General features: G+C 46.6%; 19 protein-coding genes and 1 pseudogene. 17 read left to right on the top strand and 3 right to left on the bottom strand.

The window, feature by feature from the left end; translation table 11 throughout:
• The 3 genes and pseudogenes from C4S60_RS03645 to C4S60_RS03635 form a co-directional block, all read left to right on the top strand.
• Positions 1-168, top strand: a pseudogene (locus C4S60_RS03645) (peroxiredoxin); the annotation flags it as partial.
• Between the two features lie 215 nt (positions 169-383).
• Positions 384-1976 carry an alkyl hydroperoxide reductase subunit F gene (ahpF, locus tag C4S60_RS03640; protein ID WP_103878964.1) on the top strand — a complete coding sequence of 531 codons (1593 nt, stop codon included), beginning with the start codon at positions 384-386 and terminating at the stop codon, positions 1974-1976.
• A 168-nt stretch (positions 1977-2144) separates the two neighbouring features.
• On the top strand, positions 2145-2621 hold the full coding sequence (locus tag C4S60_RS03635; protein WP_103878963.1) for a peptide-methionine (S)-S-oxide reductase: 477 nt from the start codon (positions 2145-2147) through the stop codon (positions 2619-2621).
• Between the two features lie 13 nt (positions 2622-2634).
• On the opposite strand, the gene C4S60_RS03630 is transcribed toward C4S60_RS03635, so the two are convergent.
• Positions 2635-3297, bottom strand: a complete 663-nt coding sequence (locus C4S60_RS03630; protein ID WP_103878962.1) for an NADPH-dependent FMN reductase — start codon at positions 3295-3297, stop codon at positions 2635-2637.
• A 259-nt stretch (positions 3298-3556) separates the two neighbouring features.
• Between C4S60_RS03630 and phnC the strand changes: the two genes are divergently transcribed.
• The 6 genes from phnC to C4S60_RS03600 all read left to right on the top strand — a co-directional run bounded on the left by phnC (position 3557) and on the right by C4S60_RS03600 (position 8700).
• Positions 3557-4396, top strand: coding sequence for a phosphonate ABC transporter ATP-binding protein (gene phnC, locus C4S60_RS03625; RefSeq protein ID WP_103878961.1), 840 nt, complete (start codon positions 3557-3559; stop codon positions 4394-4396).
• Positions 4397-4438: 42 nt separating this feature from the next.
• Entirely contained in the window at positions 4439-5362 is a 924-nt protein-coding gene (phnD, locus tag C4S60_RS03620) for a phosphonate ABC transporter substrate-binding protein (RefSeq protein WP_103878960.1), read from the top strand.
• A gap of 62 nt (positions 5363-5424) precedes the next feature.
• Entirely contained in the window at positions 5425-6300 is an 876-nt protein-coding gene (phnE, locus tag C4S60_RS03615; protein WP_103878959.1) for a phosphonate ABC transporter, permease protein PhnE, read from the top strand.
• Positions 6297-7163, top strand: coding sequence for a phosphonate ABC transporter, permease protein PhnE (phnE, locus tag C4S60_RS03610; RefSeq protein WP_103878958.1), 867 nt, complete (start codon positions 6297-6299; stop codon positions 7161-7163). The genes phnE (C4S60_RS03615) and phnE (C4S60_RS03610) overlap by 4 nt, the downstream gene beginning before the upstream one ends.
• A gap of 324 nt (positions 7164-7487) precedes the next feature.
• Positions 7488-8144, top strand: coding sequence for a Qnr family pentapeptide repeat protein (locus C4S60_RS03605; RefSeq protein WP_103878957.1), 657 nt, complete (start codon positions 7488-7490; stop codon positions 8142-8144).
• A gap of 79 nt (positions 8145-8223) precedes the next feature.
• Complete coding sequence (locus tag C4S60_RS03600) at positions 8224-8700, top strand: hypothetical protein (RefSeq protein ID WP_146060845.1); 477 nt, start codon at positions 8224-8226, stop codon at positions 8698-8700.
• 91 nt (positions 8701-8791) lie between these two features.
• Here C4S60_RS03600 and malT read toward each other — a convergent pair whose 3' ends face one another.
• Complete coding sequence (malT, locus tag C4S60_RS03595) at positions 8792-11500, bottom strand: HTH-type transcriptional regulator MalT (protein WP_103878955.1); 2709 nt, start codon at positions 11498-11500, stop codon at positions 8792-8794.
• Positions 11501-12042: 542 nt separating this feature from the next.
• Between malT and C4S60_RS03590 the strand changes: the two genes are divergently transcribed.
• From C4S60_RS03590 to C4S60_RS03575, 4 genes are all read left to right on the top strand, one after another.
• On the top strand, positions 12043-14496 hold the full coding sequence (locus C4S60_RS03590; protein ID WP_103878954.1) for a glycogen/starch/alpha-glucan phosphorylase: 2454 nt from the start codon (positions 12043-12045) through the stop codon (positions 14494-14496).
• 112 nt (positions 14497-14608) lie between these two features.
• The gene (gene malQ, locus C4S60_RS03585; RefSeq protein WP_103878953.1) at positions 14609-16786 is read left to right on the top strand and encodes a 4-alpha-glucanotransferase; all 2178 of its coding nucleotides are present in this window, start codon (positions 14609-14611) and stop codon (positions 16784-16786) included.
• 305 nt (positions 16787-17091) lie between these two features.
• Positions 17092-19275, top strand: coding sequence for a 1,4-alpha-glucan branching protein GlgB (gene glgB, locus C4S60_RS03580; protein WP_103878952.1), 2184 nt, complete (start codon positions 17092-17094; stop codon positions 19273-19275).
• Between the two features lie 199 nt (positions 19276-19474).
• Entirely contained in the window at positions 19475-20008 is a 534-nt protein-coding gene (locus C4S60_RS03575) for a DNA mismatch repair protein (protein ID WP_103878951.1), read from the top strand.
• Here C4S60_RS03575 and C4S60_RS03570 read toward each other — a convergent pair.
• On the bottom strand, positions 20005-21069 hold the full coding sequence (locus C4S60_RS03570; RefSeq protein WP_103878950.1) for a LacI family DNA-binding transcriptional regulator: 1065 nt from the start codon (positions 21067-21069) through the stop codon (positions 20005-20007). The genes C4S60_RS03575 and C4S60_RS03570 overlap by 4 nt on opposite strands.
• Positions 21070-21354: 285 nt before the next feature.
• Between C4S60_RS03570 and C4S60_RS03560 the strand changes: the two genes are divergently transcribed.
• From C4S60_RS03560 to C4S60_RS03545, 4 genes are all read left to right on the top strand, one after another.
• Entirely contained in the window at positions 21355-22524 is a 1170-nt protein-coding gene (locus tag C4S60_RS03560; protein WP_103878948.1) for a glycoside hydrolase family 88 protein, read from the top strand.
• A gap of 36 nt (positions 22525-22560) precedes the next feature.
• Positions 22561-23550 (top strand): TRAP transporter substrate-binding protein DctP, encoded by a 990-nt coding sequence (gene dctP / locus C4S60_RS03555; protein ID WP_103878947.1) that lies wholly within the window; start codon positions 22561-22563, stop codon positions 23548-23550.
• A gap of 72 nt (positions 23551-23622) precedes the next feature.
• On the top strand, positions 23623-25569 hold the full coding sequence (locus C4S60_RS03550) for a TRAP transporter large permease (protein ID WP_103878946.1): 1947 nt from the start codon (positions 23623-23625) through the stop codon (positions 25567-25569).
• A 53-nt stretch (positions 25570-25622) separates the two neighbouring features.
• The gene (locus tag C4S60_RS03545) at positions 25623-26339 is read left to right on the top strand and encodes a porin (RefSeq protein ID WP_103878945.1); all 717 of its coding nucleotides are present in this window, start codon (positions 25623-25625) and stop codon (positions 26337-26339) included.
• Positions 26340-26405 lie beyond the last annotated feature (66 nt).

Genomic DNA, 26405 nt, shown 5'->3' with positions numbered 1-26405 from the left:
GCAATGGAAATCACAGCAGAAGGCATTGGCCGTGACGCAGAAGACCTGATGCGTAAAGTGAAAGCAGCGCAATACGTAGCAGCGAATCCTGGTGAAGTTTGCCCGGCGAAATGGAAAGAAGGTGAAGAAACACTCGCACCATCTCTGGACCTGGTTGGCAAAATCTAAACGCTCTTAGAGCTTAACCAAACGCAGCAATAGACGGCATTTCGTGTCCGTGTTGCACGCCCCGCAGTCACTTTTATGGCTTTTACCATTGGCTGGTAAAAGTGGGGGCGTGCACCCTTTAAACGCAGTATTAATTCAACATCAAAAGGGTCCCCTTAATTTATCCCTTTTTAATTCCTTCTGATGTTAAGCAGTCTTATAGAATAGGTATCAGTATGTTAGATCAAGCAATGAAGCAGCAGCTAAAAGCGTATTTAGAAAACGTAAAAACCCAAGTTCAATTAGTTCTCAGCCTTGATGACAGTGATACGGCCAGCAAGATCCAATCTCTAGCAGATGACATCGCATCACTAAGCAGCAAAATTGACGTTGTCCGTGACGACGCAGCCAGCCCGCGCAAACCAGTTATGCGCGTAGTTAACCCAGAGAAGGGCACCGCAATTGGCTTTGCCGGTCTGCCTATGGGTCACGAATTTACGTCACTAGTGCTAGCGCTACTGCACACAGGTGGTCACCCAATCAAGCTAGAAGCGGAAACCATTGAGCAAATTGCAGAGCTGAACTCACCCCTAGATGTTGAGATCTTTATCTCGTTATCATGCCAAAACTGCCCAGAAGTGGTTCAAGCCTTTAACATGATGGCTGCGATTAATCCACTGGTGAACGTCACCATGATCGACGGTGCAGCGTTCCAAGAGGAAGTGAAACAGCGCGACATCATGGCGGTACCAAGTGTGTTCATTAACGGTGAACTATTCGGTCAGGGACGTATGTCTCTTAATGAAATTCTGAACAAAGTGGACACGGGGGCGGCGGAGAAAAAAGCCAACCAACTCAACGAAACCGTACCGTTTGATGTACTTGTTGTCGGTGGTGGCCCTGCGGGCTCTTCAGCGGCTATTTATGCAGCGCGTAAAGGCATTCGCACTGGTGTTGTAGCGGATCGCTTTGGTGGTCAGGTGATGGACACCATGGCCATCGAGAACTTTATTTCAGTGAAAGCAACCACAGGTCCTAAGCTGGTGGCAAGTTTAGAAGAGCACGTTAAAGAGTACGGTGTTGAAGTAATCACTGAGCAGCGTGCAGCAAATATCATCGATGCAGAGGATACTGAAGATGGTTACACCCATGTGGTACTAGAAAGCGGCGCAGTGCTAAAAGCTCGCTCTGTGATTACCAGTACGGGTGCACGTTGGCGCGAAATGAACGTCCCAGGCGAGCAAGAATATCGCAACAAAGGCGTGGCGTACTGTCCTCACTGTGATGGTCCACTGTTTAAAGGCAAACGTACGGCGGTTATCGGTGGTGGTAACTCAGGTATTGAAGCGGCGATTGACTTAGCGGGTATCGTTGAGCATGTAACCGTTCTTGAATTTGCTGATGTACTTCGCGCAGACCAAGTGCTTATCGACAAAGCCAACAGCATGCCGAACATCGATATCATCACCATGGCACAAACCACGGAAGTTCTTGGTGACGGCACTCGCGTGACAGGTCTTGAGTACAAAGATCGCAACACAGATGAAATCAAGCAGATTGAGCTTGCAGGTATCTTTGTTCAAATCGGCCTGGTTCCAAACAGTGAATGGCTAAAAGGCACAAAAGTCGAGCTTTCACCACGCGGTGAAATCGAAGTCGATGCCCACGGCGCAACCAGTATGAAAGGTGTGTTTGCAGCAGGTGATGTGACTACCGTTCCTTACAAGCAAATCATCATTGCAATGGGTGAGGGTGCAAAAGCGAGCCTGGGCGCCTTTGATTTCTTGATTCGTAATCCTGCGCCTGTGAAAGTGGCAGAAATCGCCTAATCTAGAGCGAAGTAAGAGGAAGCGCAGTTTGTTATAGAGCTGCGCTTTTTTGTTTATCGTTACATATTTGAAGGATTACTCCGACCACTGCGTTATTTATGATACCGAGGTTATTGTTGTTTCAAAATCTGGTAGAGTCAGCGTGTCATGGGTTTTAGCGAGAATACAATGAGAGAAGAGCTCTATTTTGCTGGTGGCTGCCTTTGGGGTGTCCAGGAATTTATGCGTTATCTTCCGGGGGTAATTGCTACCGAAGCGGGACGTGTGAATGGAACGACAAATTCAACTCAAAGTGCCTATGACGGTTATGCCGAGTGCGTTCGAACTCAATTTGATACGAGCCAGGTATCGATTGAGCAGCTTATGGATTTCTTTTTTGAAATCATTGACCCTTATAGCCTAAACAAGCAAGGGATTGATGTCGGGGAGAAATATCGCACCGGAGTTTATAGTGTAAATCCAGAACATCTTGAGCGAGTGAAACGTTGCATTGCCGAGCGTTCCGATGCAGATAAAATCGTGGTTGAGGTGTTGCCACTTAGCAATTACGTAAAGAGTGATGACGAACATCAAGACCGACTCACTCTTCACCCGAATGACTATTGTCATATCCCCAAGGCTATTTTGCATAAGTACAAAAAATAGCCTCGAGTGCTGACTATTTTGGCGCGTTCCTCTGTGAAGGGTCGCGTTGAAACGCTTGAATAAGTTCAGCTGGATCGCTGGCGCCGCGCTGAACTTTGGCACCTTCCGCCCACCAAATAAGCTGAGCCAGCGTTCGATTCATATAACTGTCCCACTCTTGTTGAGACGCTTCGTTTTGGGCGTCGCCTTTCTCATCGAACACACTAGCGGCATTGGGAATATGAATCATGGCAGATACTGGCAAACAACCTAGCTCCGAGAGAAAAGCACGCATTGATATCGCCGCTCTGGCCCCTCCCCACTGTCCTGCAGAATAGGTCACAATCGCACTGGGTTTATAAGAAAAAAGAGAGCTGCCAAAGTGATTAAGAAGGTGTGCTAGTGCCGGACTCATGGAGTGATTGTACTCAGGTGAGACCATCACATAGCCATCGGCTTGTTCAATCTTCGCTGCCAATTGCTTTAGGTCTTCTGGTACTTTACTTCGGCTGTAAGCAAATTCAGGCTTAAAAACCGCATCAAAGCTCAAGGTAAGAGGGTCGATGATTTCCACTTCAATGTCAGGATAAAAGCGCCTTAGCAGAGACAGACAGGCGTCACTGACTCTTGCGCCCAGTCGTGCGGGTCGAGGTGGGGTGCTCTCTCTTACTGACCCAAGAAAAATCAACAATTTCATTATCTAGTACTTCCCTAATGTCATCGGTCGAGGTGAGTTTTAGCTTATAGCCTTTAAGTTTACTTGCAATAACACTTAATCAAATCAACTCTGGTAGCTTGAGTCGGACGAGATTGTGTCTCGTTGGTTGCTCTTCACTTGGATATTTGTGTTTGTACAGCTGGTTTGTTCATAAATCAGTCACAAAACTATCCCGAATTCGTCAAAAACTCACGCTCTAATATTCAGTCAGTAAACACTATTGACTGGAATAAAACTTATGGCCATGACCATGCCGGAACTGACGGTTGTATCGAATACAGAGGAGTTTGTATCGCCACAACTGGGTAGAAAGGTTCTTGAAACTCGCGCTTTGACTAAGTCTTACCAACAAGGAAAAGTGGTTCTCGATGGAATCAGCTTTGAGCTCCACGCCGGTGAATTTGTTGCTGTGGTAGGTCGTTCAGGAGCGGGAAAATCCACGTTGTTACATACCTTAAATGGCACCATCCCTGCGACCAGTGGCGAAATTCTCAATGTGCATAAAGACCTATCGACTGACAATGTACTGTCGATGTCGAGAAAGGAAATCCGCGAGTGGCGTACCCACTGCGGCATGATTTTCCAGGATTTTTGCTTAGTGCCTCGCTTGGATGTAATTTCCAATGTCTTGCTCGGACGTTTGAGTCATACCTCGACGCTTAAATCATTGCTTAAAATTTTCAGCGACCAAGACAAAGCTCAAGCTATCCAACTGCTTAAGTGGCTCAACATGTTGCCCTATGCACTGCAACGTGCAGAAAACCTCTCTGGCGGACAACAACAACGTGTGGCGATTTGCCGTGCGATGATGCAAAACCCCAAGATCCTGCTTGCCGACGAGCCGGTTGCCTCGTTGGACCCAAAAAATACCGTTCGCATTATGGAAGCGCTGCAAAAAGTCAGCCGTGATGGTGTGGCGGTAATGGTAAATCTTCACTCAATCGAACTGGTTCAGGAGTATTGCTCCCGAGTAATTGGTCTTGCCAAAGGTAAGGTGATTTACGACGGACATCCTTCTGGCCTCAATGATGATGTTTTACATCGCCTCTATGGCGATGAGATCGACCAAATCAACTGATCCAATCGGAAAACTGGACACAATAAATTTTAAGGACAAGTGATGAAAAAGCTTCTATCTATTGGTATCGCCGTTGCGTCTGCAATGACTTTTAACGCGAATGCGGCTGCTCCAAGTGAAATCAACCTAGGTATTTTAGGTGGTCAAAATGCAGCAGCCCAAATTGGTGACAACCAGTGTGTGGCTAATTTCTTAAACGCTGAGTTGGGTGTGAAAACCAACATTCGTAACTCCAGCGACTACAACGCAGTTATTCAAGGCTTGCTGGGTGAAAAAATCGACCTGGTCATCAACATGTCACCCAAGTCATACGCTGAAGTGTACCTGAATGACCCTAAAGCGGTGGATTTGGTCGGTATCACTGTGGATAACACCGATAACTCTCGCGGCTATCACTCGGTTATTTTGGTTAAAGAAGATAGTCCATATCAGTCAATTGAAGACTTGAAAGGCAAGGTGTTCTCCTTCGCTGATCCAAACTCGACATCGGGCTTTCTTATTCCAAACAACCAGTTAGAAAATACACTGGGTGGAAACATGGATAACCAATTTGATGGTTTCTTCAAATCGGTCAACTTCTCTGGTGGTCATGAACAAGACATCGTCGGTGTTCTTAACGGTCAGTTTGATGCCGCAGTAACGTGGTCATCGATGGTTGGCGACGTTTATAAAGGGTATAGCGCTGGCGCGTTGCTACGTTATATGAACCATGACGCTGACTTAATGAAAAAAGTACGCATTATTTGGCAGTCGCCACTTATTGCTAATGGCCCAACTATTGTAAGCAACCGTCTAGATCCTGAGTTCAAAGATAAGCTTATTGCCGCTGTGAAGAAGCTGGACCGTGAAGATAACGCTTGCTTTAGCAAAGCGGCGGGTGGCTCACTTCACTTAGAAGAGACCAGTGTTGCTGAATACCAGTCAATCATCGACTTAGTTAAAGCGACCAAATTCGCTCAGCGTTAATCACTCCTCCTAATTAAAGGCTGGCAGGTTGCTGCCAGCTTATTACTTCTACGGTCAATTTCATGCAGTTTGAACAATATTACCAACAGGCTCGTCGTAAGCAGAAGATGGATGCACTTATGTGGTCATCCATGTTTATGCTGCTTTATTTGCTTTCTGGGCACTATGCAGAGTTTAGCCTTTCAACCATTTTACATAACGCGCCTGCACTTTTCGATTATATCTACGACACACTTCCCCAGCTGTCATGGGATGTCTTATTCGCCAGTCGTGATGAGAGTGGTCGTGCGGTTCCCGGTTCTCTGATTTACTGGGGCTATCGCCTACATATTCAAATCCCTCTGTTGTGGGAAACCATTAATGTTGCGATTGCCGCGACTTTAGTGTCATCAGTCATTGCGATCATCCTGGCATTCTTAGCCGCTAGTAATGGTTATGCTACTGCACCTGTTAGAGTGGCTGTACGATCCTTTGTTGCTTTCTTGCGCACCATGCCTGAGCTGGCGTGGGCGGTGATGTTTGTGATGGCTTATGGTGTCGGAACCTTTCCTGGTTTCGTGGCGTTAACGCTGCATACCATTGGCAGTCTCACCAAGCTGTTTTATGAATCCATCGAAACTATTTCAGATAAACCTGTGCGAGGTTTAACAGCGTGTGCCTCAACACCAGTGCAGAGACTTCGTTTTGCATTCTGGCCGCAAATTAAGCCGACAGTGCTGTCGTATATGTTCTTACGATTTGAAATTAACTTTCGCTCGTCGACCATTCTAGGTCTAGTCGGAGCGGGTGGTATTGGTCAAGAACTGATGACTAACATCAGCTTGGGTCGACACGATCAGGTCAGTATTACGCTGTTGCTGATCATCATTGTCGTCGCACTAATAGATATGGCGTCGGGCGTGCTGCGCAAAAAAGTCATTAGTGGAGATGTAAAATGACAGAGCTAACCTTAGAGCAAATCAAACAAGAAAATAAAGCGATCTTCTCGCAGCAAAAACGCTATCTGACCGTCGTTGCAGTGCTCGCGAGCAGCGTTGTGGTGTATTACTTCCTATTTTTTGCTTTCTTTGGTGTGTCTTCAAAGCAGTTTGAAATGGGCAATAGCAAAATCATGAGTTATTTCCTACATATGTTTGTATGGCGAGATTTCTGGGATTGGCCGTTTGCCTATTACTTTAAGCAGATAGCGATTACTCTGGCGATTGTTTTCGGCGGCACGTTAACGGCATCCCTTGTGGCATTGCCTTTATCTTTTATGGCCGCTCGCAACGTGATGTCCGGACCGTTTCGTATTATCGCAACTTTTATGCGTCGTGTGTTTGATGTTTTGCGCGGAATTGATATGGCGATTTGGGGTATGATCTTTGTTCGTGCGGTGGGCTTAGGGCCACTTGCTGGTGTTATGGCGGTATTCGTTCAAGATTTAGGACTGTTTGGCAAACTGTATGCCGAGAGTCACGAATCGGCAGATAAAAAGCCATCACGTGGCCTAACCGCGTTGGGAGCAAACAATTTACAAAAACATCGTTTTGCTATCTTTACTCAGTCGTTTCCGACCTTCCTTGCATTGACCTTGTATCAATTAGAGTCAAATACTCGTTCTGCAGCGGTACTGGGTTTTGTCGGCGCTGGCGGTATCGGCCTGGTTTATGCGGAAAACATGCGCTTATGGAACTGGGATGTGGTGATGTTTATTACGCTCGTTCTTGTCGCCATCATCATGGGACTGGATAAGGTATCGAGTATTCTAAGGCAGAAATACATTTTGGGTGAGAATGTCCCCTTGTATGAAAAGCGTTAGCAGAACTGTGAAGGCTGGTCAGTCTGGGCTAGCCTTTCAAGTTTAAATTCAATCTTTACCTCATTTGTTTAGTGGTCATAATCATATTTGTATATGCGTTCATTTAAGTTTGTAGGTGTTGTTTCTATTTGCCTCTACATGCCACAAAACTTTTTTCAACGACTGAGCGTTCTCAATAGAATATATTCGGGCTCCTGACGCCTTCTAGACGCCTTAAATTGGCCATTTAGGCATGTTTTAAAGTGTTGTTTTTAAAAGGATTATAACTCTCGAATATTGACAGTGTAGGTGTTAGTCTGTCAGCCGCTACGAAGGAGTAAGGTTATGAATGTTAAAGATACCGTGTATCGTCACCACGATTTTTCTAATCAAGAGCTACAACAGGCAATATTTGAAAACTGCCAGTTTATCCTGTGTGACTTTTCTCGGGCTGACCTTACTGATGCGAAATTTGACCGTTGTAAGTTTATTGAAACTTCGGATCTGGAAGGGTGTCAGTTTGATTACGCCACCCTGAAAGATGCCAGTTTCAGCAACTGTCAGTTAGCGATGTGCAACTTTGAAGGTGCGGATTGCTTTGGAATTGAGTTACGTGACTGTGACCTAAAAGGAGCGAACTTTCAACGGGCGCGATTTGCCAATCAGGTCAGTCATAGCGTGTATTTCTGTTCGGCATTTATCACCGGGTGCAACCTCTCTTATGCCAATCTAGAGCGCTTAGTACTGGAAAAATGTGAGCTGTTTGAGAATCGTTGGATTGGAGCCAATTTGATGGGGGCATCACTCAAAGAGTCTGATCTCAGTCGAGGTGTCTTTTCTGCGGAGGCTTGGTCACAGTTCTGTTTTCAGGGGGCTGACTTGTGTCATGTTGATCTTGAAGGCTTGGATCCAAGAAGAGTCGATTTAACCGGCGTAAAAATTTGTGACTGGCAGCAGGGTCAGTTATTGGATTCAATGGGGTTGGTTGTGATGCCGAGCTAACAAGCCACAATTTTATCACTCTTAAACAAACGGTTACCTACACTTAATGGTGTGGTAGACGAATGTAATGGGATTCAAAATGAAAAGGGAGGTGTTTGCCGTTCTTTGGGGGCTGATTCTTTTTGGGTGCAACCCAACCGAAGAAAAGTCGCTTCAACCCTTGGTTATTACTGAGAGTAATCTGGTTGGACACTGGCAGTGCAACTATAAGCTTTCCGGCATTAAGTCCAGAGTGCAGGTTAAATACCATGAGAATGGCAGTTTTGATGGCAGAGTGTTCCTGAACTATCCGGTGACAACTGGTAAGGGAGCGGTTAGGTTTGAGCTGGTCACTGGCGGAAGTTGGACCTTAACGGGGACCCGGTTAACAGAAACATTCACTTTACTGGAGCTGGATTCGACTAATGCCAGTGGTCATGAATTATCGGAGCCTGTAGCAGAAGAATTGAGGCAAACGAAGTGGCTTGTAACGACCGTATCAGCACTTTACGCGCAAGAAATGCATTTGCTTGAGAGCGATGGTCGGCAGACGTTATGTCGTCGAATCGAGCCGTGAATTGTTGGTAAGGCAGGATACTCAAGAAGTACAAAAGGCGTCTTATATAAAAAAAGCCCCGGCAGCTTTGCCGAGGCTTAGTTTCTGGAGTCTAATACCCCATCAATTGAAGTAAGTTTTCCGCAGTACTGATTGCCTCTTTGCGGTTAGCAATATTCAGCTTTTGATACAGGTTACGAATGTGCGTTTTGATGGTTGTCCCTGCGACATCCAGCTCCTGTGCAATCTGCTCATTGCTGAAGCCGGAATAAATCAATCCGAGTACCTGCCATTCACGCTGAGTTAGTGGGCTAGTACGTACTAACTCAGGGATGTTCGGGTGATTCACCAATTTCTCGACAAACTCTTCGTTGAAGTGTACCGAACGACTGCGCTGAGTCGTGTTGATGTCTTTCATTAACAGCTGCGCACGGTGACGTTCCAGATCACCCAGCTCAGATTTCGAGACCAGCTTCTCCAGTAGGTGGCCAATGGTCGCACCGTCCACCAGGAAGTTACCGATCATCCCAGTCTGATTGGTCAGTACTAGCGCCTCTTTGAGCAGGACTTTTGCCGTCTCTTCATCTTTGTTCTGAACGTTAAGCACGGCCTCAACGATCAGATTTCGGTTGCGGTCTGTGATTAACTGGTGTTTCGTGGCTTCACCGTTGAGGAAATCCAGCGTGGCTTGAGCCTGTTCAAACTGCCCGAGATTAATTTGGGCACGGGCGATGTTACGCCACTGAAGTTGCAGGAAGTGGTTGCATGCATCCTCTGGGCGAATCGCTGTTTCAAGCCACTGCTCGATTGCTTCTACATCTCCGCGTGCCTGCCAGTAAAGTAGCAGTGACAATGAGGCGTTGGCCGTCCAGTCGACATGGTAGGTGGACTGCTTCATCAAATGTTGGATTTGCTCGATAAACTTTGCGGCTTTATCAAGCTCGCCACGTCCGATCGCGATACGGGCAATCATGGAGTAACTGTGAAGATGTTTGCTAGGCGAATGATTGCCAAGGACATCAAGACCTTTGTATGCACATTCTTCTGCTTCATCCAGACGGTTCCAGCACCATAAAACCTGAGCGCGAACCCGCAGCAGGAATTCATGCAGGGGCACCTGATGAAGCTGCTGTTCTTCAATCAGTTTGAACGCGCTGTCTTGAATCTCAAAGGCTGCCTGAACATAGCCTTGAGCAATCAGGATTTCACTTTGTTGCAACTGAGCCCACAAAGCCTGATGGTAGACGTGATATTGTCGGGCCAGTTTTTCTGTTTGCTGCATCATAGACAGCGCACGGCTGAGCTGGCCGATAACATGGTTCACTTCACCTACGACTGAAGTTGCCACAATGCGACTACGATAGACCGAATGATCCAGTTCACTCAGCGCCTGTTCCGCAAGCTCCAGCGCTTGTTGAGGTGAGTTCTGATTTATCGCTACCTGAGCGAGAAGAGAATGGAACTCGCCTTCTTGTTTCTTGGTACGTTCAACATTGCGTGCGGCCATCTCTTTGTCGGCTTTGGCGATAAGCTCACCCACATCGTTATAACGATGCTGACTTTGTGCAAGCCAGGCCTGAAGCATACAGAGCTTAGGTTGGCTGTAGAGTTGATCTTCACTGAGCACAGAGATGGCAGATTCAAGGGTGGAGAGTTCCCCCTGGTTGAACATCTTCCAGCCAAACTCCGTGAGAATCTTGGCGACCAATGCGCTGTTGCTTGCAGATTGGGCATGGCGCAGTGCCTGATGCGGTACTTTCTGCTCCAGCCAGGCTTCGGCTGCGGCAAGGTGCAGTTCAATCTCCTGCTGTGGAATTCGGGCTTTACGTTCATGAGACAGGAACTCAGCGAACAGGTTGTGGAATCTGAACCAGTTGTTCTCGCCTTCCAATGGATAGATAAACAGACCAAAACGATTCAGGGACTCGATCATGCTCAGCGCATCATCTCGCTTGGTTAGTGCCGTTACCAGGCTGTCATTGAAGTGGTCAAGGACTGAGCACTGCATCAAGAATTTTCGTGTGTCTTTATCAAGAAGATCAAACACTTCCTCGACCAGATAGTCCCATAAATGAACATGGTTAAACTGGGATATGGTTTCTACCGATTGGGCCAGAGTGCGTTTTTGATGTTGTGCCTGCAACGCAAAGAGTTGCAATGCGGAAGGCCAGCCTTCGACATAGCTACGCAGTGAGTTTGCCGTTTCGTTGTCGATTTCGCTAGCAAGACGCTGACTAAAGAAGCGAGTGGTTTCTTCAGTATCGAAGGCAAGCAGTTCATTGCCTATTTCAATCATAAGATCGCGTACGCGCAGGTTAGCGGTGCCCAGCGGTGGATTGCCACGACTGGTGACGACAAGGGTTACGTTATCTGGCATATGCTTCAGGAAGAAGCGCATCGCCTCGTGAATGTCTTCATCAGTGATCAGATGATAGTCGTCCAGAACGATGTAACATTCGTTGTGGTAACTCGTCAGTTCGGCAAACACTTCACTGAATAGTGAGTGAAGCGAAGAAAATTGTCGACGTTCTGCCAGAGTCTGGGCATTTGGGCAGGTGTTGTTGGTCGCCTTATTGATGGCTTGCAGCAGATAGTTGACGAAGCGGAATGGGTCATTATCACTTTCATCAATACTGTACCAGCCGACATGAGGTTTATCAGACAACCATTGAGCCGCCATCGTTGTTTTGCCGTAACCAGCAGGGGAGCGAAACAGTACCAGTTTATAAAAAGGAGCCTGCGCTAACAGGTCCAAAACTCGAGGACGGACAATTGCGTTGTGTAAGCGTCCGGGACGAGTCAGTTTTGAAGGAATCCACATAGATATTTCCTACCAATTATAATTTTTCTACTCTGCAAAGAGTAGGGAGCGGGTAACCACAGCGTATTTGCCATCCCGATGGTATGAGAGAGTTAGCTCTACATTTTTTGATCGAGGGCGATATTTTGATTTTTTTAGCCTCTATGACCGGGACTACGCCTCATAAGTGTGAAGTATGTCACTTTTAATGACGGTTTGAGTCGCGGTTTGGTTGCGCATGTATACAAAAAAATACCCCTGTGCGGGTATTTTTTCATGGCTAATTGTGATCTGAATTGCAGAATTTGTATTTGCTTGCTCATTGCATAGCAATTGTTTCTTATTTAGCGCTTAGAGTGAAAAGTGAGCTTGGCGTGATCGCTATCACCAGAATAAACACAATCAGTAAGAAGAATGGGAGATCGATCACTAAGCGGAGGGGAGTACGCCCCCTACGCCCTCTTCACTCATCCTCCACGGAGTGGGAACTAGGAGGATGTTTATGGAAACGTCACCATGCACGATATGGGACAGATGGATAAAACTTAAAGTGAGATTTCGTAATGAAGCCTGCGCAACAGAAAAAATTCGATAAAGCTTCTTTCCAAGAAAGTGTCAAAAAGCACCTATCTGCTACTTACGCAACAACAGTCGAGACAGCGACTGAGCGTCAATGGTATCTGGCAATGGGTCGTGCTCTTGCTGAGCTAACCACTTTTGACCTATTGGCAACAGAGGCGGACGAACGCATCAAGAAAGCGAAGAGTGTGAACTACCTATCGCTTGAATTCTTAATCGGCCGTTTAACGGGCAACAACCTAATCAGCATGGGTCTGTATGAGCAAATTACAGAAGCGATGGCTGAACTTGGTCATAACCTGACTGACCTGTTAGAAGAAGAGCGTGATCCATCATTAGGTAATGGTGGTTTGGGTCGCCTGGCGGCATGTTTCATGGATTCATGTGCCGCACAAGAATATCCAACGGTAGGCTACGGTCTGCACTATGAGTACGGTCTATTTAAGCAATCATTTAAAGATGGTCGTCAACAAGAAGCACCAGACGCATGGTGTGGTGTGGAAGGCTACCCATGGGAAGTAGCGCGTCCAGAACTTGCGCAGGAAATCGGATTCTACGGTCACGTTGAAGTTGTAAACGAGAACGGTAAAGAAGTACGCAAATGGGTTCCGGGCATGACGGTAAAAGCAATGCCTTGGGATCTGCCAATTGTTGGTTATGAGTCAGACACTGTATACCCACTGCGTCTTTGGGAATGCCAGGCGATCGCACCATTCTCTCTAGAGAGCTTTAACAACGGTGACTACTTCGAAGCACAGCACGCGTTAATCGACGCGGGCAACATCACTAAAGTGCTATACCCGAATGACAACCACGAGAAAGGTAAGACTCTGCGTCTAATGCAGCAGTACTTCCACTCAGCAGCTTCTGTACGCGATATTCTACGTCGTCACGAAGCAGCAGGTTATTCGCTAGCGGATCTTCCTAAACAAGAAACGATTCAGCTTAACGATACGCACCCAACAATTGCGATTCCTGAACTAATGCGCATCCTTCTTGATGAGAAAGGCATGAGCTGGGATGAGGCGTGGGCGATTTCTTCTAAGACTTTTGCATACACCAACCACACACTACTTCCAGAAGCACTAGAGACTTGGTCTGAGTCGCTAATCCAGCGTCTACTTCCACGTCACATGGAAATCATTTTCGAAATCAACCACCGCTTCCTACAAGAAGTACGCGCAATGTGGCCTGGTGATGGTGAGAAGCAAGCGAAGCTTTCTATCATCCAGGAAGGTTTCCACCGCATGGTTCGTATGGCTAACCTATGTGTTATCGGTTCATACGCGGTTAACGGTGTAGCTGCCCTTCACTCTGAGTTGGTTAAAAAAGACTTGTTCCCAGAGTTCCACGCAATGTACCCAACTCGTTTACACAACGTAACGAACGGTATCACGCCACGTCGTTGGTTGAAGTTCTGTAACCCAGGTCTGTCAGCGCTTATCACTGAAAAAATCGGTGCAGAGTGGCCAGCTAAACTTGAGCAGCTAGAAGGTATTGCGAAGTACGCAACTGACGCGAAGTTCCAGAAAGAGTTCATGGCTGTTAAGAAAGAAAACAAACAGCGTCTAGCTGATTGGGTTTCTGCAAACATGGGCATCGAGCTAGATACTAACGCTATCTTCGACGTTCAAATCAAGCGTCTGCACGAGTACAAGCGTCAGCACCTAGATCTGCTACACATCTTGTCTCTATACCACCGCATCATCAACGAACCTGGTTTCGACTGTGTGCCACGTGTTTGCTTCTTCGCAGCGAAAGCAGCACCGGGTTACCACCTAGCGAAAGAGATCATCTTCGCGGTGAACAAAATTGCAGACAAGATCAACAACGATCCTCGCGTAGGTAACAAGCTTAAAGTGGTATTCATCCCTGATTACCGTGTAAGCATGGCTGAGATCATCATCCCAGCAGCAGACGTTTCTCAGCAAATCTCGCTAGCGGGTAAAGAGGCATCTGGTACAGGTAACATGAAGATGGCTCTAAACGGCGCTCTGACTATCGGTACGATGGATGGTGCGAACGTTGAAATCCGCGAAGAAGTTGGCGATGAAAACATCTACATCTTCGGTCTAGATGTTGAAGGCGTTAAGCGTGTTAAAGCTGCAGGCTACAACCCTTACGACTACTACAATGCAGATCCACTATTGAAAGCGTCTCTAGACCTACTTGTAGGTGAAGAATTCACTCCAGGTCAACCAGGTCTACTGCGTGCAACCTACGACAGCCTACTTGACGGTGGCGACCCGTACCTATGTCTGGCGGACTTCGCGTCGTATGTGAAAGCGCATGAAGACATGGGCAAACAATACCAAGACCAAGCTGGTTGGGCTAAGAAAGCGATTCTTAACACAGCATTGGTTGGTAAGTTCACATCAGACCGCTCTATTCGCGACTATGTGAATAACATCTGGAAACTAGAAGCGGTTTCTCGCTAATAAATCAGACCAAGGTACCTCGATTTCTAAAGGGATAGGGGTACCTTGGCTTTTCCTTAAAGAATAAATAACCCTACCGATTTGAAGGTAAAGAAGTCCTTCGGAGAGAGCGATGACAGAACAAACAGCATTAAAACAAGTTGCTGAAATGGCAAGAATAGCCGACAGCTACGTCAGTGCGTGGGGCGATGAAGCCAAAGTAGAAGACGAAACCATTCTTCATCTGCTTGCGTCTTTAGGCTATGACACCACAAATGATGACACTTTACTGAAATCTGCGGAGAAAAAGCACAAGAAAGAAGTGCTTGACCCGGTGCTTGTCGTGAAAGATGGCGATGCGGTTGAAGTAGAACTTCATCTAGGTGTGAGTGCTAGAGAAAGCGATTTCAGCTGGCGTCTGGTGACTGAGCAAGGAGAAGTACTTGAAGGCTATCTTCAATCTCAGATCGTTCGTGATGAACGTGCTGAGGGTGGCCCTTTAGTATTTGCGTTACCAAACAACCTTCCATGGGGCTATCACAAGCTTTACTTAGAGCGTAAGCGTCGTAAAGCACCGTATGAGATGACGCTTATTCGTACCCCTCGTGCTTGTTACAAGCAAAGTGCGATTAACGAGGGCAAAAAGCTATGGGGCCCAAGTGTACAACTTTATACGTTACGCACTCAGCACAACTGGGGTATCGGTGATTTTGGAGACCTTAAACAGTTAGTGGCAGACATTGCGGCTCGTGGCGGTGATTTTGTTGGCCTGAACCCTATCCATTCACTGTTCCCGGCGAATCCGGAAGGCGCAAGCCCGTATAGTCCGTCATCGCGCCGTTGGCTCAACATTTTGTACATCGATGTAAGCTCTGTGGCCGAGTTCGCTTTAAGTGCTGATGCCCAGCAAAAAGTGGGTAGCTCAGAATTCCAGACGCGCCTGCAAAAAGCGCGTGACTCACACTGGGTAAATTACAGTGAAGTGGCCGAGCTTAAAATGAGTGTATTGCCACTGCTGTTTGAAGAGTTCAAGGCTCGACATCTGGACAAGCAATCTGAACGCGCTCGTCTGTTCCTCGATTTTGTTGAGGAAGGTGGCGAAAGCTTGCTGCATCAAGCCGCGTTTGACGCGATTCATGGGGAACTGCATGCGGAAGATTCGAGCATGTGGGGCTGGCCGGTATTCCCAGAGAAGTACCGTCGTTTTGAAAACACAGCAACTCAGAAGTACATTGCAGACAACCAGAATAAAGTTCAGCTTTACATGTACTTGCAATGGATTGCTGACACGCAAATCAATGAAGCTCAGGCGCTTGCAGAAGAGAAAGGCATGGCCGTGGGTCTTTATCGTGATCTAGCGGTTGGCGTTGCAGATTCTGGCTCTGAAACCTGGGCCGACAACGGCAATCTGGTTATGGATGCCAGCATCGGTGCGCCACCGGACATTCTTGGTCCTCTAGGTCAAAACTGGGGCCTTCCGCCACTAAACCCACAAGTGCTGCAAGCAACGTCTTACGATGCGTACATTCAACTGCTGCGTGCCAACATGAAGCACTGTGGTTCATTGCGCATTGACCACGTATTGGGCTTACTACGTCTTTGGTGGATTCCAAAAGGTGAAAATGCGACCAAAGGGGCGTACATTTACTACCCGGTAGAAGACATGTTAGCCATCCTGGCGTTGGAGTCACACCGTCATGAGTGTAGCGTGATAGGTGAAGACTTGGGAACCGTACCTGATGAGATTGTTGAAATCCTGCGTGACGCTGGCGTTCACTCTTACAAGGTATTCTTCTTCGAAACAGCGGAAGATGGCGGTTTTATCTCACCTGAACATTATGCTGAGCAATCGATGTCAGCACTGTGTACTCACGATATGCCAACCCTACGCGGTTTCTGGCACTGTGATGACTTGAAAATGGGGCAAGAGATTGGTCTGTACCCGGATGCAGAGCAGCTAGAAGGTTTATTTGACGACCGTCTGGAATGCAAACAAGGCATTCTTGATAGCGTAGCGTGGCATGGTTATTTACCTGAGGGTGTAGGACGTGACGCGAGTCTGGTTCCAATGGATTCCTACCTTAGTGAAGCACTTCAGTTGCATGTTGCTGCCGGTGCATCAACATTGCTGAGCGTACAGCTGGAAGATTGGCTGGAGATGGATAAGCCGGTTAACATTCCGGGAACTGTCAATGAGTATCCAAACTGGCGCCGCAAGCTATCGATGAATCTTGAGCAAATTTTCTCTCAAGAAGGTGTAAATCGCATCGCCAGACGACTAACAGAAGTGCGCGCAGAAGCCAGTAAATAACACTTCTCAATATCGCTAACAAAGCACGACTCTTTCGGAAATTTGTTCTGTCATTTCCGAGGGTCGTGCTTTTTTTTCTGCCTGATAGATAGTGCGATTTATATTGTAAATTAATGTCTAAATTACCGTATTGCACCCGAAAATCAGGGTTAAATCACTTCCTGTATTGTGCTAATCCAGTACAATGAAAACTTGCTGGTAGCCCGCGCTGTGCGGGCTTTTTTATCGTGCCTCAAACGTCAGTGAAACCAATGATTGGTTTTAACAAAAATAAACAAGAGGCTTTAGGTCGAGGGAGATGAACGTTGAATAAAAAAGGGCTTAGAAGACAAAAACAGGCGTACGATCGACTCTCGAGTGCATCGTTTGCTGACCCATTCTCATTTTTAGGTCCATACCTGCAGGAAGACGAAGTGTCGCTGCGAGTATGGATGCCAGGTGCAGATGCTGTCTCGGTACAACTTGCATCGGGGGACAGGTTGCCGTTAGAGAGAGATGAAGATTCCGGGTTTGTTTTGAAATCAGATTTGGATTTGAGATTTTCTCATTATCAACTGGCTGTCGACTGGAACGGTACCGAGCAATTGCTTGATGATCCGTACCAGTACCACGCTTTGTATGCTGAATATGATGAATTGCATACACCCAAAGAGATGTATCACCAGATGGGTTCCCAGTTTATCTCATTAGAGCGTGATGGTGAGATGATTGAAGGCACTCGCTTTCTGGTTTATGCGCCACATGCAACGGCGGTGAGTTTAGTCGGTAGTTTTAATGCGTGGGATGGTCGTCGAAATCCAATGCAGCGCCTTGATTATGGTGTTTGGGGTATCTTTATACCTAATTTGCCAGAAGGTGAACAGTATAAGTTTGAAATGAAAGGGCCTGATGGGGAGGGTTTGCCACACAAAGCCGACCCTTGGGGCTTCTACGCGGAGCAATATCCGTCGTTCGCTTCCGTGACGTATAATCACGATCGTTACCAGTGGCAAGACCAAAAGTGGCAATCAAGACCTGTGACACAAAAGCGTAAGGAGGCCCTGTCATTTTATGAGTTGCATGCTGGTTCATGGAAGCGCAACGACAATGGTGACTTCCTTAACTACCGTGAACTGGCCGAGCAACTTATCCCTTACTTGACGGATATGGGCTATACCCATGTTGAGTTGATGCCGGTTTCAGAACATCCGTTTTACGGCTCATGGGGCTACCAACCTGTTGGTTTATTTGCACCGACCAGCCGTTTTGGCTCACCCGATGACTTCAAATACTTCGTCGATCAATGTCACCAAGCTGGGTTGGGTGTTGTATTAGACTGGGTTCCTGCACATTTCCCGTCGGATGACCATGGCCTTGCCAACTTTGATGGTACGCCGCTGTTCCATGATCCAGACCCGCGTCGTGGCTGGCATCAAGATTGGAACTCGTACATCTATGACCTCGGTCGTGAGCATGTTCGTCGTTTCTTAGTATCAAATGCACTTTACTGGTTTGAACAATTCCATATCGATGGTATTCGTGTGGATGCGGTGGCATCTATGCTCTATCTTGATTACTCGCGTAGTCACGATCAGTGGATCCCAAATGCGGATGGTGGCCGTGAGAATTATGACGCCATTGCGACTCTGAAGTGGATGAATGAAGAAGTGTATAAACACTTCCCTAATGCGATGACCATTGCAGAAGAGTCCACCGCTTTCCCGGGCGTCTCTGCACCGACCTTTATGGGTGGATTAGGTTTTGGTTTCAAGTGGAATATGGGTTGGATGCACGACAGCCTTTCTTATATTCAAGAAGATCCTATTAACCGAAAATACCATCACGATACCATCACATTCCCGCTTGTTTATGCGCATAGTGAGAATTATGTCCTTTCTTTGTCTCACGACGAAGTGGTATACGGAAAGCACTCAATTCATAACAAGATGCCAGGTGATGAGTGGCAGCAAACGGCCAACCTTCGCGCATATCTTGGTTACATGTACGCGCAGCCGGGTAAGAAGCTGAACTTCATGGGGGCGGAATTTGGTCAGACAGGAGAGTGGAACCATGACGATCAATTGCAATGGTTCTTACTGGACTTTGAGCGTCATCAAGGTGTGAAAGCACTGACTAAAGATCTCAACTTACTGTACCGTGATGAAAAAGCACTTTACGAGTTGGACTCAGAGCCGAAAGGTTTCGAGTGGCGTCTTCAAGATGCAGCAGAGGCGAGTATCCTTGCTCATGAGCGAATCAGCGAAACGGGTGAACGCATTCTAATCATCAGTAACTTTACGCCAGTACCTCATGAGGCATTTCGTTTGGGTGTGCCATTAGCGGGCAAGTATGAGCTGCTGCTCAATACCGACGATCGTCAATATGCGGGCAGTGATTTTGGGACTGTGCAAACGGCAGTAACTGAGTCGGTGGAGAGTGAAGCACAACCTCAGTCACTGGCGTTGCGTCTGCCACCATTGTCTACGGTCTTCTACAAATACGTTGGCTAGTAAACTCTCGAAAGTATTAAGCCCGGCACAAGCCGGGCTTTGTTTTGCCTGAAGAAAATGGAGCTCTGATCTACACTCAATAAATCTAACTTGATAGAAAATAAGGCTCAATTATGGGAATTCTGTTCTTTGATTCAGCGTGTCCTGATCTAATGATGTTCCGCTTCTGCAAATCTTGTTCAACAAGTTGTGGCCAGCGATGAAATTGAGATTCCCACCTGCTTGGGTAATGGTCACAATTGGCCTGATTCTAAATGTCATGGCCATTGTGCTAACAAGCCAGGTGCTGGATAAAATGTCCAGTGGTATTGCCATGCTTCAGGAGCGTAAAGAAGCCAACGTATATTCGATGCAACTTGCCTGGAATCAGGTGGAGACGCTGGAAAGAAAGCGAGAGGCTTTGCTGCTGCACCTTGATGGCGCTGCCATAAAACCGGAAGTTGTGGACATGCTTACAGGCCAACTGTATCAATGGGTGGGCACTGAGCTACCTCCTATCGACATAAAATATCTCCCTGAGTTAATGGGTGTGATTGACGCTGCACAAGATGCACAGCGTGAGCTGATAGATGAGTTATACCTAGATAACCTGGGATTGTCTGAGACCCTCGCCAGAGTTGAAGAGGATATGGCGTACTACAAAAACATCGCCGTATTCCTGCAGATATTCGGACTGGCGTTGATATTGGCTCGCGACCTCTCTCGCCGATCATTGCCTAGGAGAGATGTTTAAGCATTTTTATATTCTCGGCACGTCAAGCGTTTGACCAGTGAGACTGATACGCAGGTGCGTGTTACGGTATCTCCCCCTTCGTTTATCGATTGGATCAGGTTGTGAATAGCCACTTTTGCAATGCGCTTGTGGTCGGTGCGTATAGTGGTCAGTGGTGGAGTGGAGAGCTCGGCAATATCGACGTCATCAAAGCCCAATACCGAAATATCATCAGGGACGCGGATGCCTTGTGTTCTCAGAGCTTCAATCAGTGTCATTGCGACCATGTCGCAAATACAGAATATCGCCGTACAGTCTGAAAATACCCCGTCTCTTATCATGTCAGGGATCCATTTATGTGCCCCAAAGTCGGTGCCTAAGTGTTTGACGTCTTCGCTTAAGTTACCTGTTTCGAGAATATAGGGCGCTAAATCTATGATGGAAGAGTCGGGAGAAGTGATGCCACGGCTCCAAAGACTGCGTTTGAAGCCTTCTGTGCGTTGGTAAAGCGTGGGTTTGATGTTAGCGGTAATACACTTAATCTTTTTGTGTCCGAGTGAGAATAGATAATCCGCTGCCAGTTGTCCTCCTAAATAGTAATCTGGTGTGACACTAGGGAACTGCATTTTAGGGTCATAGCCATTAATAAGCAGTACTGGTAAGTGGGCTGACCGCAGTCTTTCCAGCAGTTCATCGTCATCCATACCTAATACGATGATGGCTTGCGCTCGGGTTAGCACCTGTTCTGTATTGCTGATGAGGAGCTGTGACCGAAATAGTAGCTCGATGCTAATATCGAGATCCATACACTGCTGCTTCAAGTCACGAAGTATCGAGCCAAAGAAACTGTGGGGCGAGTTGAGATCCTGCTCCCCTAATACCAATATCTTATTCACTGGCATCGGGATATTGATTTTAGGCTGCTTGCGTCGGTAGTCATTGGCGTGCAGCGCTTCGCGCACTCGTTTGACAACCTCATCACTGACCAATTCACTCTGGTTGATCACCCGCGATACCGTGGCTTTGGAGACACCACACATTTTTGCGATATCGGCTAGAGTGGTTTTGTTTTTTCTTGCCATAGTTTGCTTTCTCTTGCTCACCCAACCTTACGTTATTCTCTAAATGAGAAATTTCATTAAGTTTGAGTCGGTTAGGTATGTAGTTACGTCACCTTTCTGCTTGGTACCCATAATAACGGCTACAAAATCGTGAAACAGAGCGTGAACACGAGGTTTTAACTGAAACAATTCATGAAACGTTTCATTGGATCTCTGTGTTTCAAATTTACTTGTAGTCACGGTTTGTCGATAACGAACTCACTAACCTAATAATCAATCAATGAATCGATTAGGAAGCAGTAAATCATGAGTTCTTTATACGAAACAATGAGCCAAGATATTTTGGCGAGCATAGAGCGCAACGCACCGCGTATTGGACTGCGTAACCCTATGGTGGGTATGAGCCCAACGGAGTATCAGTGGCGCTATCACAAAGACATCTTTTGGACTGATTCTTTTTGGACTGGGCAACTTTGGCTGGCCTACATGGTGTCTGGTGAAAGCAAATATCGCAATCTAGCAAGAATGCGTTACGGCCATCTAGAGCGCATTCTTGCGACGCCTATTCAAATGAATCATGACTTGGGCTTTCAATTTAGTTTAAGTGCGGTTGCTGATTACAAGCTAACAGGAAATCAAGAATCTCGTGCTTTGGCACTGCGTGCCGCAGAGGCACTGAGAAACCGTTTCAACTGGAATGGAAAATACTTGGTGGCGTGGACGGCTGGCTCGGAAGGGAAAGAGCACGCTGAGCAAATCCAAGGCAAGATCATTATTGATTGTATGGAGAATCTGCCTCTTTTGATGTGGGCCTACTCCGAGACCAATATCGAGTCATTTAAGACTGTAGCGATTGAGCAAGCAGAAACCACGATCAAGCACATTATTCGCGACGACTGGAGTTCGTTCCACACCTTCGATTTTGATACCACGACCAATGAACCTATCCGCGGCTGCAATTATCAAGGCTACGCTGACGAGTCTTGCTGGGCCAGAGGACAGGCTTGGGCAATCCACGGCTTTGCTCAGTTGGCGTTAATGTCGGGTGAAAAGCGTTACGCCGACATCAGTGCCAAGTTGCTGGATTTTGTCATGGAACATATTAGCGATGACTATATCCCTATTTGGGACTACCGCTTACCAGAGCATGAAGTACCTTACAAAGACAGTTCTGCAGGCTCGGTGACCTCTGCTGGAGCACTATTGCTGAGCCAAGTGTTGGAGAAATTCGGCGAAGGCGAGCGAGCGCAGCAATACCATCAGTTTGGACTCAAGATGCTCGGCGCACTCAGAGAAGAGTGCGATCTGACCAATATTCCAGAAGCTCAGGGGCTACTCAATCAAGCGGCGTCGTTTGTTCATGTCGCGCACGATCTTGACCTCGATTATCTGGCCAACTCAATGTTGCCATACGGCGATTACTACTACTACGAAGCTGTATTGCGTGCGATGGGGCACACTAACTTTTTTTGGTGATAGTACAATCACTTACATCCAATAAGGAACATTACTATGAAATTTAAGAATTTAGCGACCGTCATTATGTCGACTCTACTGGTGGTATCCGCACCAAGCGTAATGGCGAAAACGTACAAGCTTGCGTCTAACGTGCCTGCGGACAGTGCAACCGGCAAATTGCTGCAGGAGTTTGCGCAAAATGTAACGGCTGAGACTGACAAGCGCGTCAAAATTAAAGTATTTGCTAATGGCACACTCGGCGGGCAAGCGCAGTATTTGCAACAGATCCAAAGTGGTGTGGTGGATATGGGGCTAGTGAACAGTGCGATGATGGAAAACATCGAACCTAAATTTGGCGTGCTTAATCTGCCGTTTATCTTCCGCAGTTTTGATGAGTTTAAGCAGGTAATGAACAGTGAATTGGTGCAAAAAGAGTTGTTCCAGACCACTAACTCAAAAGGTTTTGAGGTGGTTGGGTTTATGGACACTGGCCCACGTAGCATTTACTCCACTAAGCCAGTTAACAGTGTCGAAGATATCAAAGGCCTGAAACTAAGAAGCATGGCAAGCCCGACTTATATGGAAATGCTTAAGCTGATGGGTGCATCTCCAACGCCGCTCGACTTTACGGAAATCTATTCAGCAATGCAGCAAGGCATGATTGATGGAGGTGAAGGTGGTCTTGGTACGCTTTGGGACATCAAGTTTGGTGAATATGCGAAATACGGTGTGCTAACAGAGCAAACTCGTATGGTCGATCTCATCGTGATCAATGAGAAGGCGCTTGGCAAAATGTCTGAGGAAGACGCTGCGATTGTTAAACGCATCATGCAAGCGACCAGTGATAAATCGCTAGAAGTCATCATGGCTGATGCACAAGAGTCCATGGATCTTGCTGAGAAAAATTTGGGGGTCAAGTTTGTCGAAATTGATAAACAGCCAATGATCGACTCAATGAAGCCTATCTATGAAAGAGCTTTTGCGGACCCCAACAAAGGCCCATTCTTGAAAGAGATGTTTGAGCTTCAAGATCGCTCTCTTTAACCCCCTAGGGTGGGGTCATCGTCCTCTTTGGCCTCACCTTTTTTCTCTCTTTGCGCAATCTAGGAGTCTGTTATGCGTGAAAAGCTCATGAGATTAAACGACAACCCAAATGAGTCTGCGTTAGCTCGAATTGAGCGTGCGCTCTATCAACTGTGTCACGTCTGTGAAGTGGCGTTGTCAAAAACGGTCACAGTGATACTGGGGATCATGAGCGTTCTGATTGTCTATCAGGTGTTTACTCGTTATGTACTCAATGACCCAAGTGGTTTGTCACAGGAGATGCTGATCTATCTGATGATTTGGCTGAGCTTTATTGGTTCATCCATTTGTTTCTCTAAAGGGTTTCATTTAAGTCTGCCGATTATTTACGACGCGCTTTCTGAGCGCCATCAGAAATGGCTGACCATTTTTAGCGCGCTACTGATCGTGTTGTTGGCGGCAATCATCATCTACGGTGGCTATAACGCGATGCAAAAGAACGCTGCGTTTACCTCACCGATGTTGCAGATATCCATGTCGGTACTGCAAAGTATTCTGGTGATCTCTGGTGTGTTCTTCGTGTTGATGCAGCTCAAAAGGGTAATCGAGCTCGTTGGGTTAAACCGCTCAACTGTGATCACGGCAGCGGTGATGATCGCTATTGGTTTGTGCAGCTACTGGATGTGGGGTGCACTGCAACAAACACAGTGGTATGAATATTTAGTGGATGAGCACTTAGAGGTCACTTCAACCGTTTTGTTGTTTAGCGCATTCTTCTTTTTGCTGGCCATGAATATCCCCATCTCTGTTGGACTCGCATTCTCAGGCTTGTGGGTGTTGTCTTTGCAAATTGATGCCGATGTGTTGATGGTGACCGCGAGTGAAAAACTGTTCGGCGGGTTAGAGAGCTTTGGATTCTTGGCACTGCCATTCTTCATCCTAGCGGGCAATATCATGAACCAAGGTGGGATTGCCAGACGCTTGATTGATTTAGCGATGCTACTTGGCCGACGTATCCCTGGTAGTCTCTGGCAGGCGAATGTGTTGTCAAATATGTTGTTTGGTTGTCTATCCAGTTCCGGCATCGCTGCCTCAACCGCGATAGGTGGCATTATTTCTCCTATGGCGAAAGAGAAAGGTTATGACATGCCTATCTCAACAGCAATCAATGCGGCATCAGCGCCAACAGGGATGATGATCCCACCGACAGGCATTTTCATTATCTATTCAATGATCACGGGTGGTAGCGCGTCGATCGCCGCTATGTTCTTGGCGGGCTATCTCCCTGGGATCATGATGGGGTTGTCTGTGATGATTGTGGCGTATTTCTACGCCAAGAAACTGAAATATCCCGTCGACAATACCCATTATCACTGGAAGCAGATAGCGCTAACCGTGTGGAAAACGCTACCAAGTCTTACGATGATATTCGTCATCATCGGTGGCATTTTGTCTGGCGTATTTACGGCGATTGAAGCTGGTGGTATTGCGGTGCTGTACAGCTTGGTATTGTCGTTTGCTTATCGAACCATGAATTTGAAGACATTGCCAAAGGTGCTGTTTGATTCGGCGCTGACATCCTCTGTCATTTTGTTCTTGATTGCCTGCTCTGGGCTAATGAGCTGGAGCATGACGTTCGCAAGTATTCCTGATGCAATTGGTGAGATACTCATCGGTGTGACTGAAAATAAACTGCTGCTGTTATTGCTGATGAACCTAACTTTGTTGGCTGTTGGTATCTTTATGGATATGGCACCTGCGCTGTTGATCTTTACCCCTATTTTCTATCCTGTCGCGATGATGTTGGGTATTGACCCGGTTCAGTTTGGCGTAGTAATTGTTTATAACCTCTGTATGGGATTAATTACGCCACCAGTGGGCACAGTACTGTTTGTTTCTTGTAGCGTCACTGGAGAAAAAATAACAAATATAATTAAACCTTTATTACCTATTTTTGCACTGCAATTTATCGGATTGATGTTAATAACTTATTTCCCATTCTTTACCATGTATCTGCCTGAACTGTTTGGCGTTAATTAAGTTCAGAGGTTATTGGTAGGAAATAACTTGATGTTTAACTGAAGAGAAAAACAATGAAAAAAATAGCGTTACTTACAGTGGTTGCGGCAGCAACCACCGGCCCCGCTTTGGCTGCAAATAGCTACGTAAATGCCAATGTCCAATTCCACGATACGTACTTGCTTGGTTCTAAATCGACCTCGACTGTAGAGGCTGGACACAATTTTGATACTGGTACTCGGTTATTAATGGAGATAGATGGTATACCGATTGGTCAAATACAAGGCAACGCCTCTCCTTTACCTGTGGTGACGTTAGGGGTGGAGCAGAACCTTAACCTAGAGAGCCGATTCTGGGCATCGGTTGGTTACCACAACTTGGTTCAAGCTGGGGAAACAGTTCAGTATCGTCCATTGGTTAAGTTAGGATACAACTTTGAAATCGGGGTATCGCTATACCATCGAACACGCGCACATATCTTCGCTGACCGAGATGATCAACTGCAAGGATCAGACACGGATTTTCGTTTTGATAATCAGATAGCCTACCAATTCCAAGATAGTGATATCTCCGTTTGGTACAAAAATATCTATGTATTAAAGGGAGACCAAGATTTCTATGGGAATAATAAAGTCAATACAATGGATCACGAAGTAAGAATGACCTGGACTCGAGATGGCGTCCAGCCATTTATTGAATGGCGAAATCAAGCGAATGGACTAAAAAATCCAGATGGAAGCAGCGCAGTGAATAATGCGATTGTGATTGGATTTGGGTACGTATGGAGCTAGACCGAGTTATATAAGCTCCTTAATAGCCCTCAATATTGTGTAACAACGACGAACTATAATATGACT

Origin of the sequence: Vibrio hangzhouensis (assembly GCF_900107935.1) — a bacterium.
In the GTDB taxonomy this organism is placed as follows: Bacteria; Pseudomonadota; Gammaproteobacteria; order Enterobacterales; family Vibrionaceae; genus Vibrio; species Vibrio hangzhouensis.
This window is presented reverse-complemented; position numbering and strand designations above follow the sequence as displayed.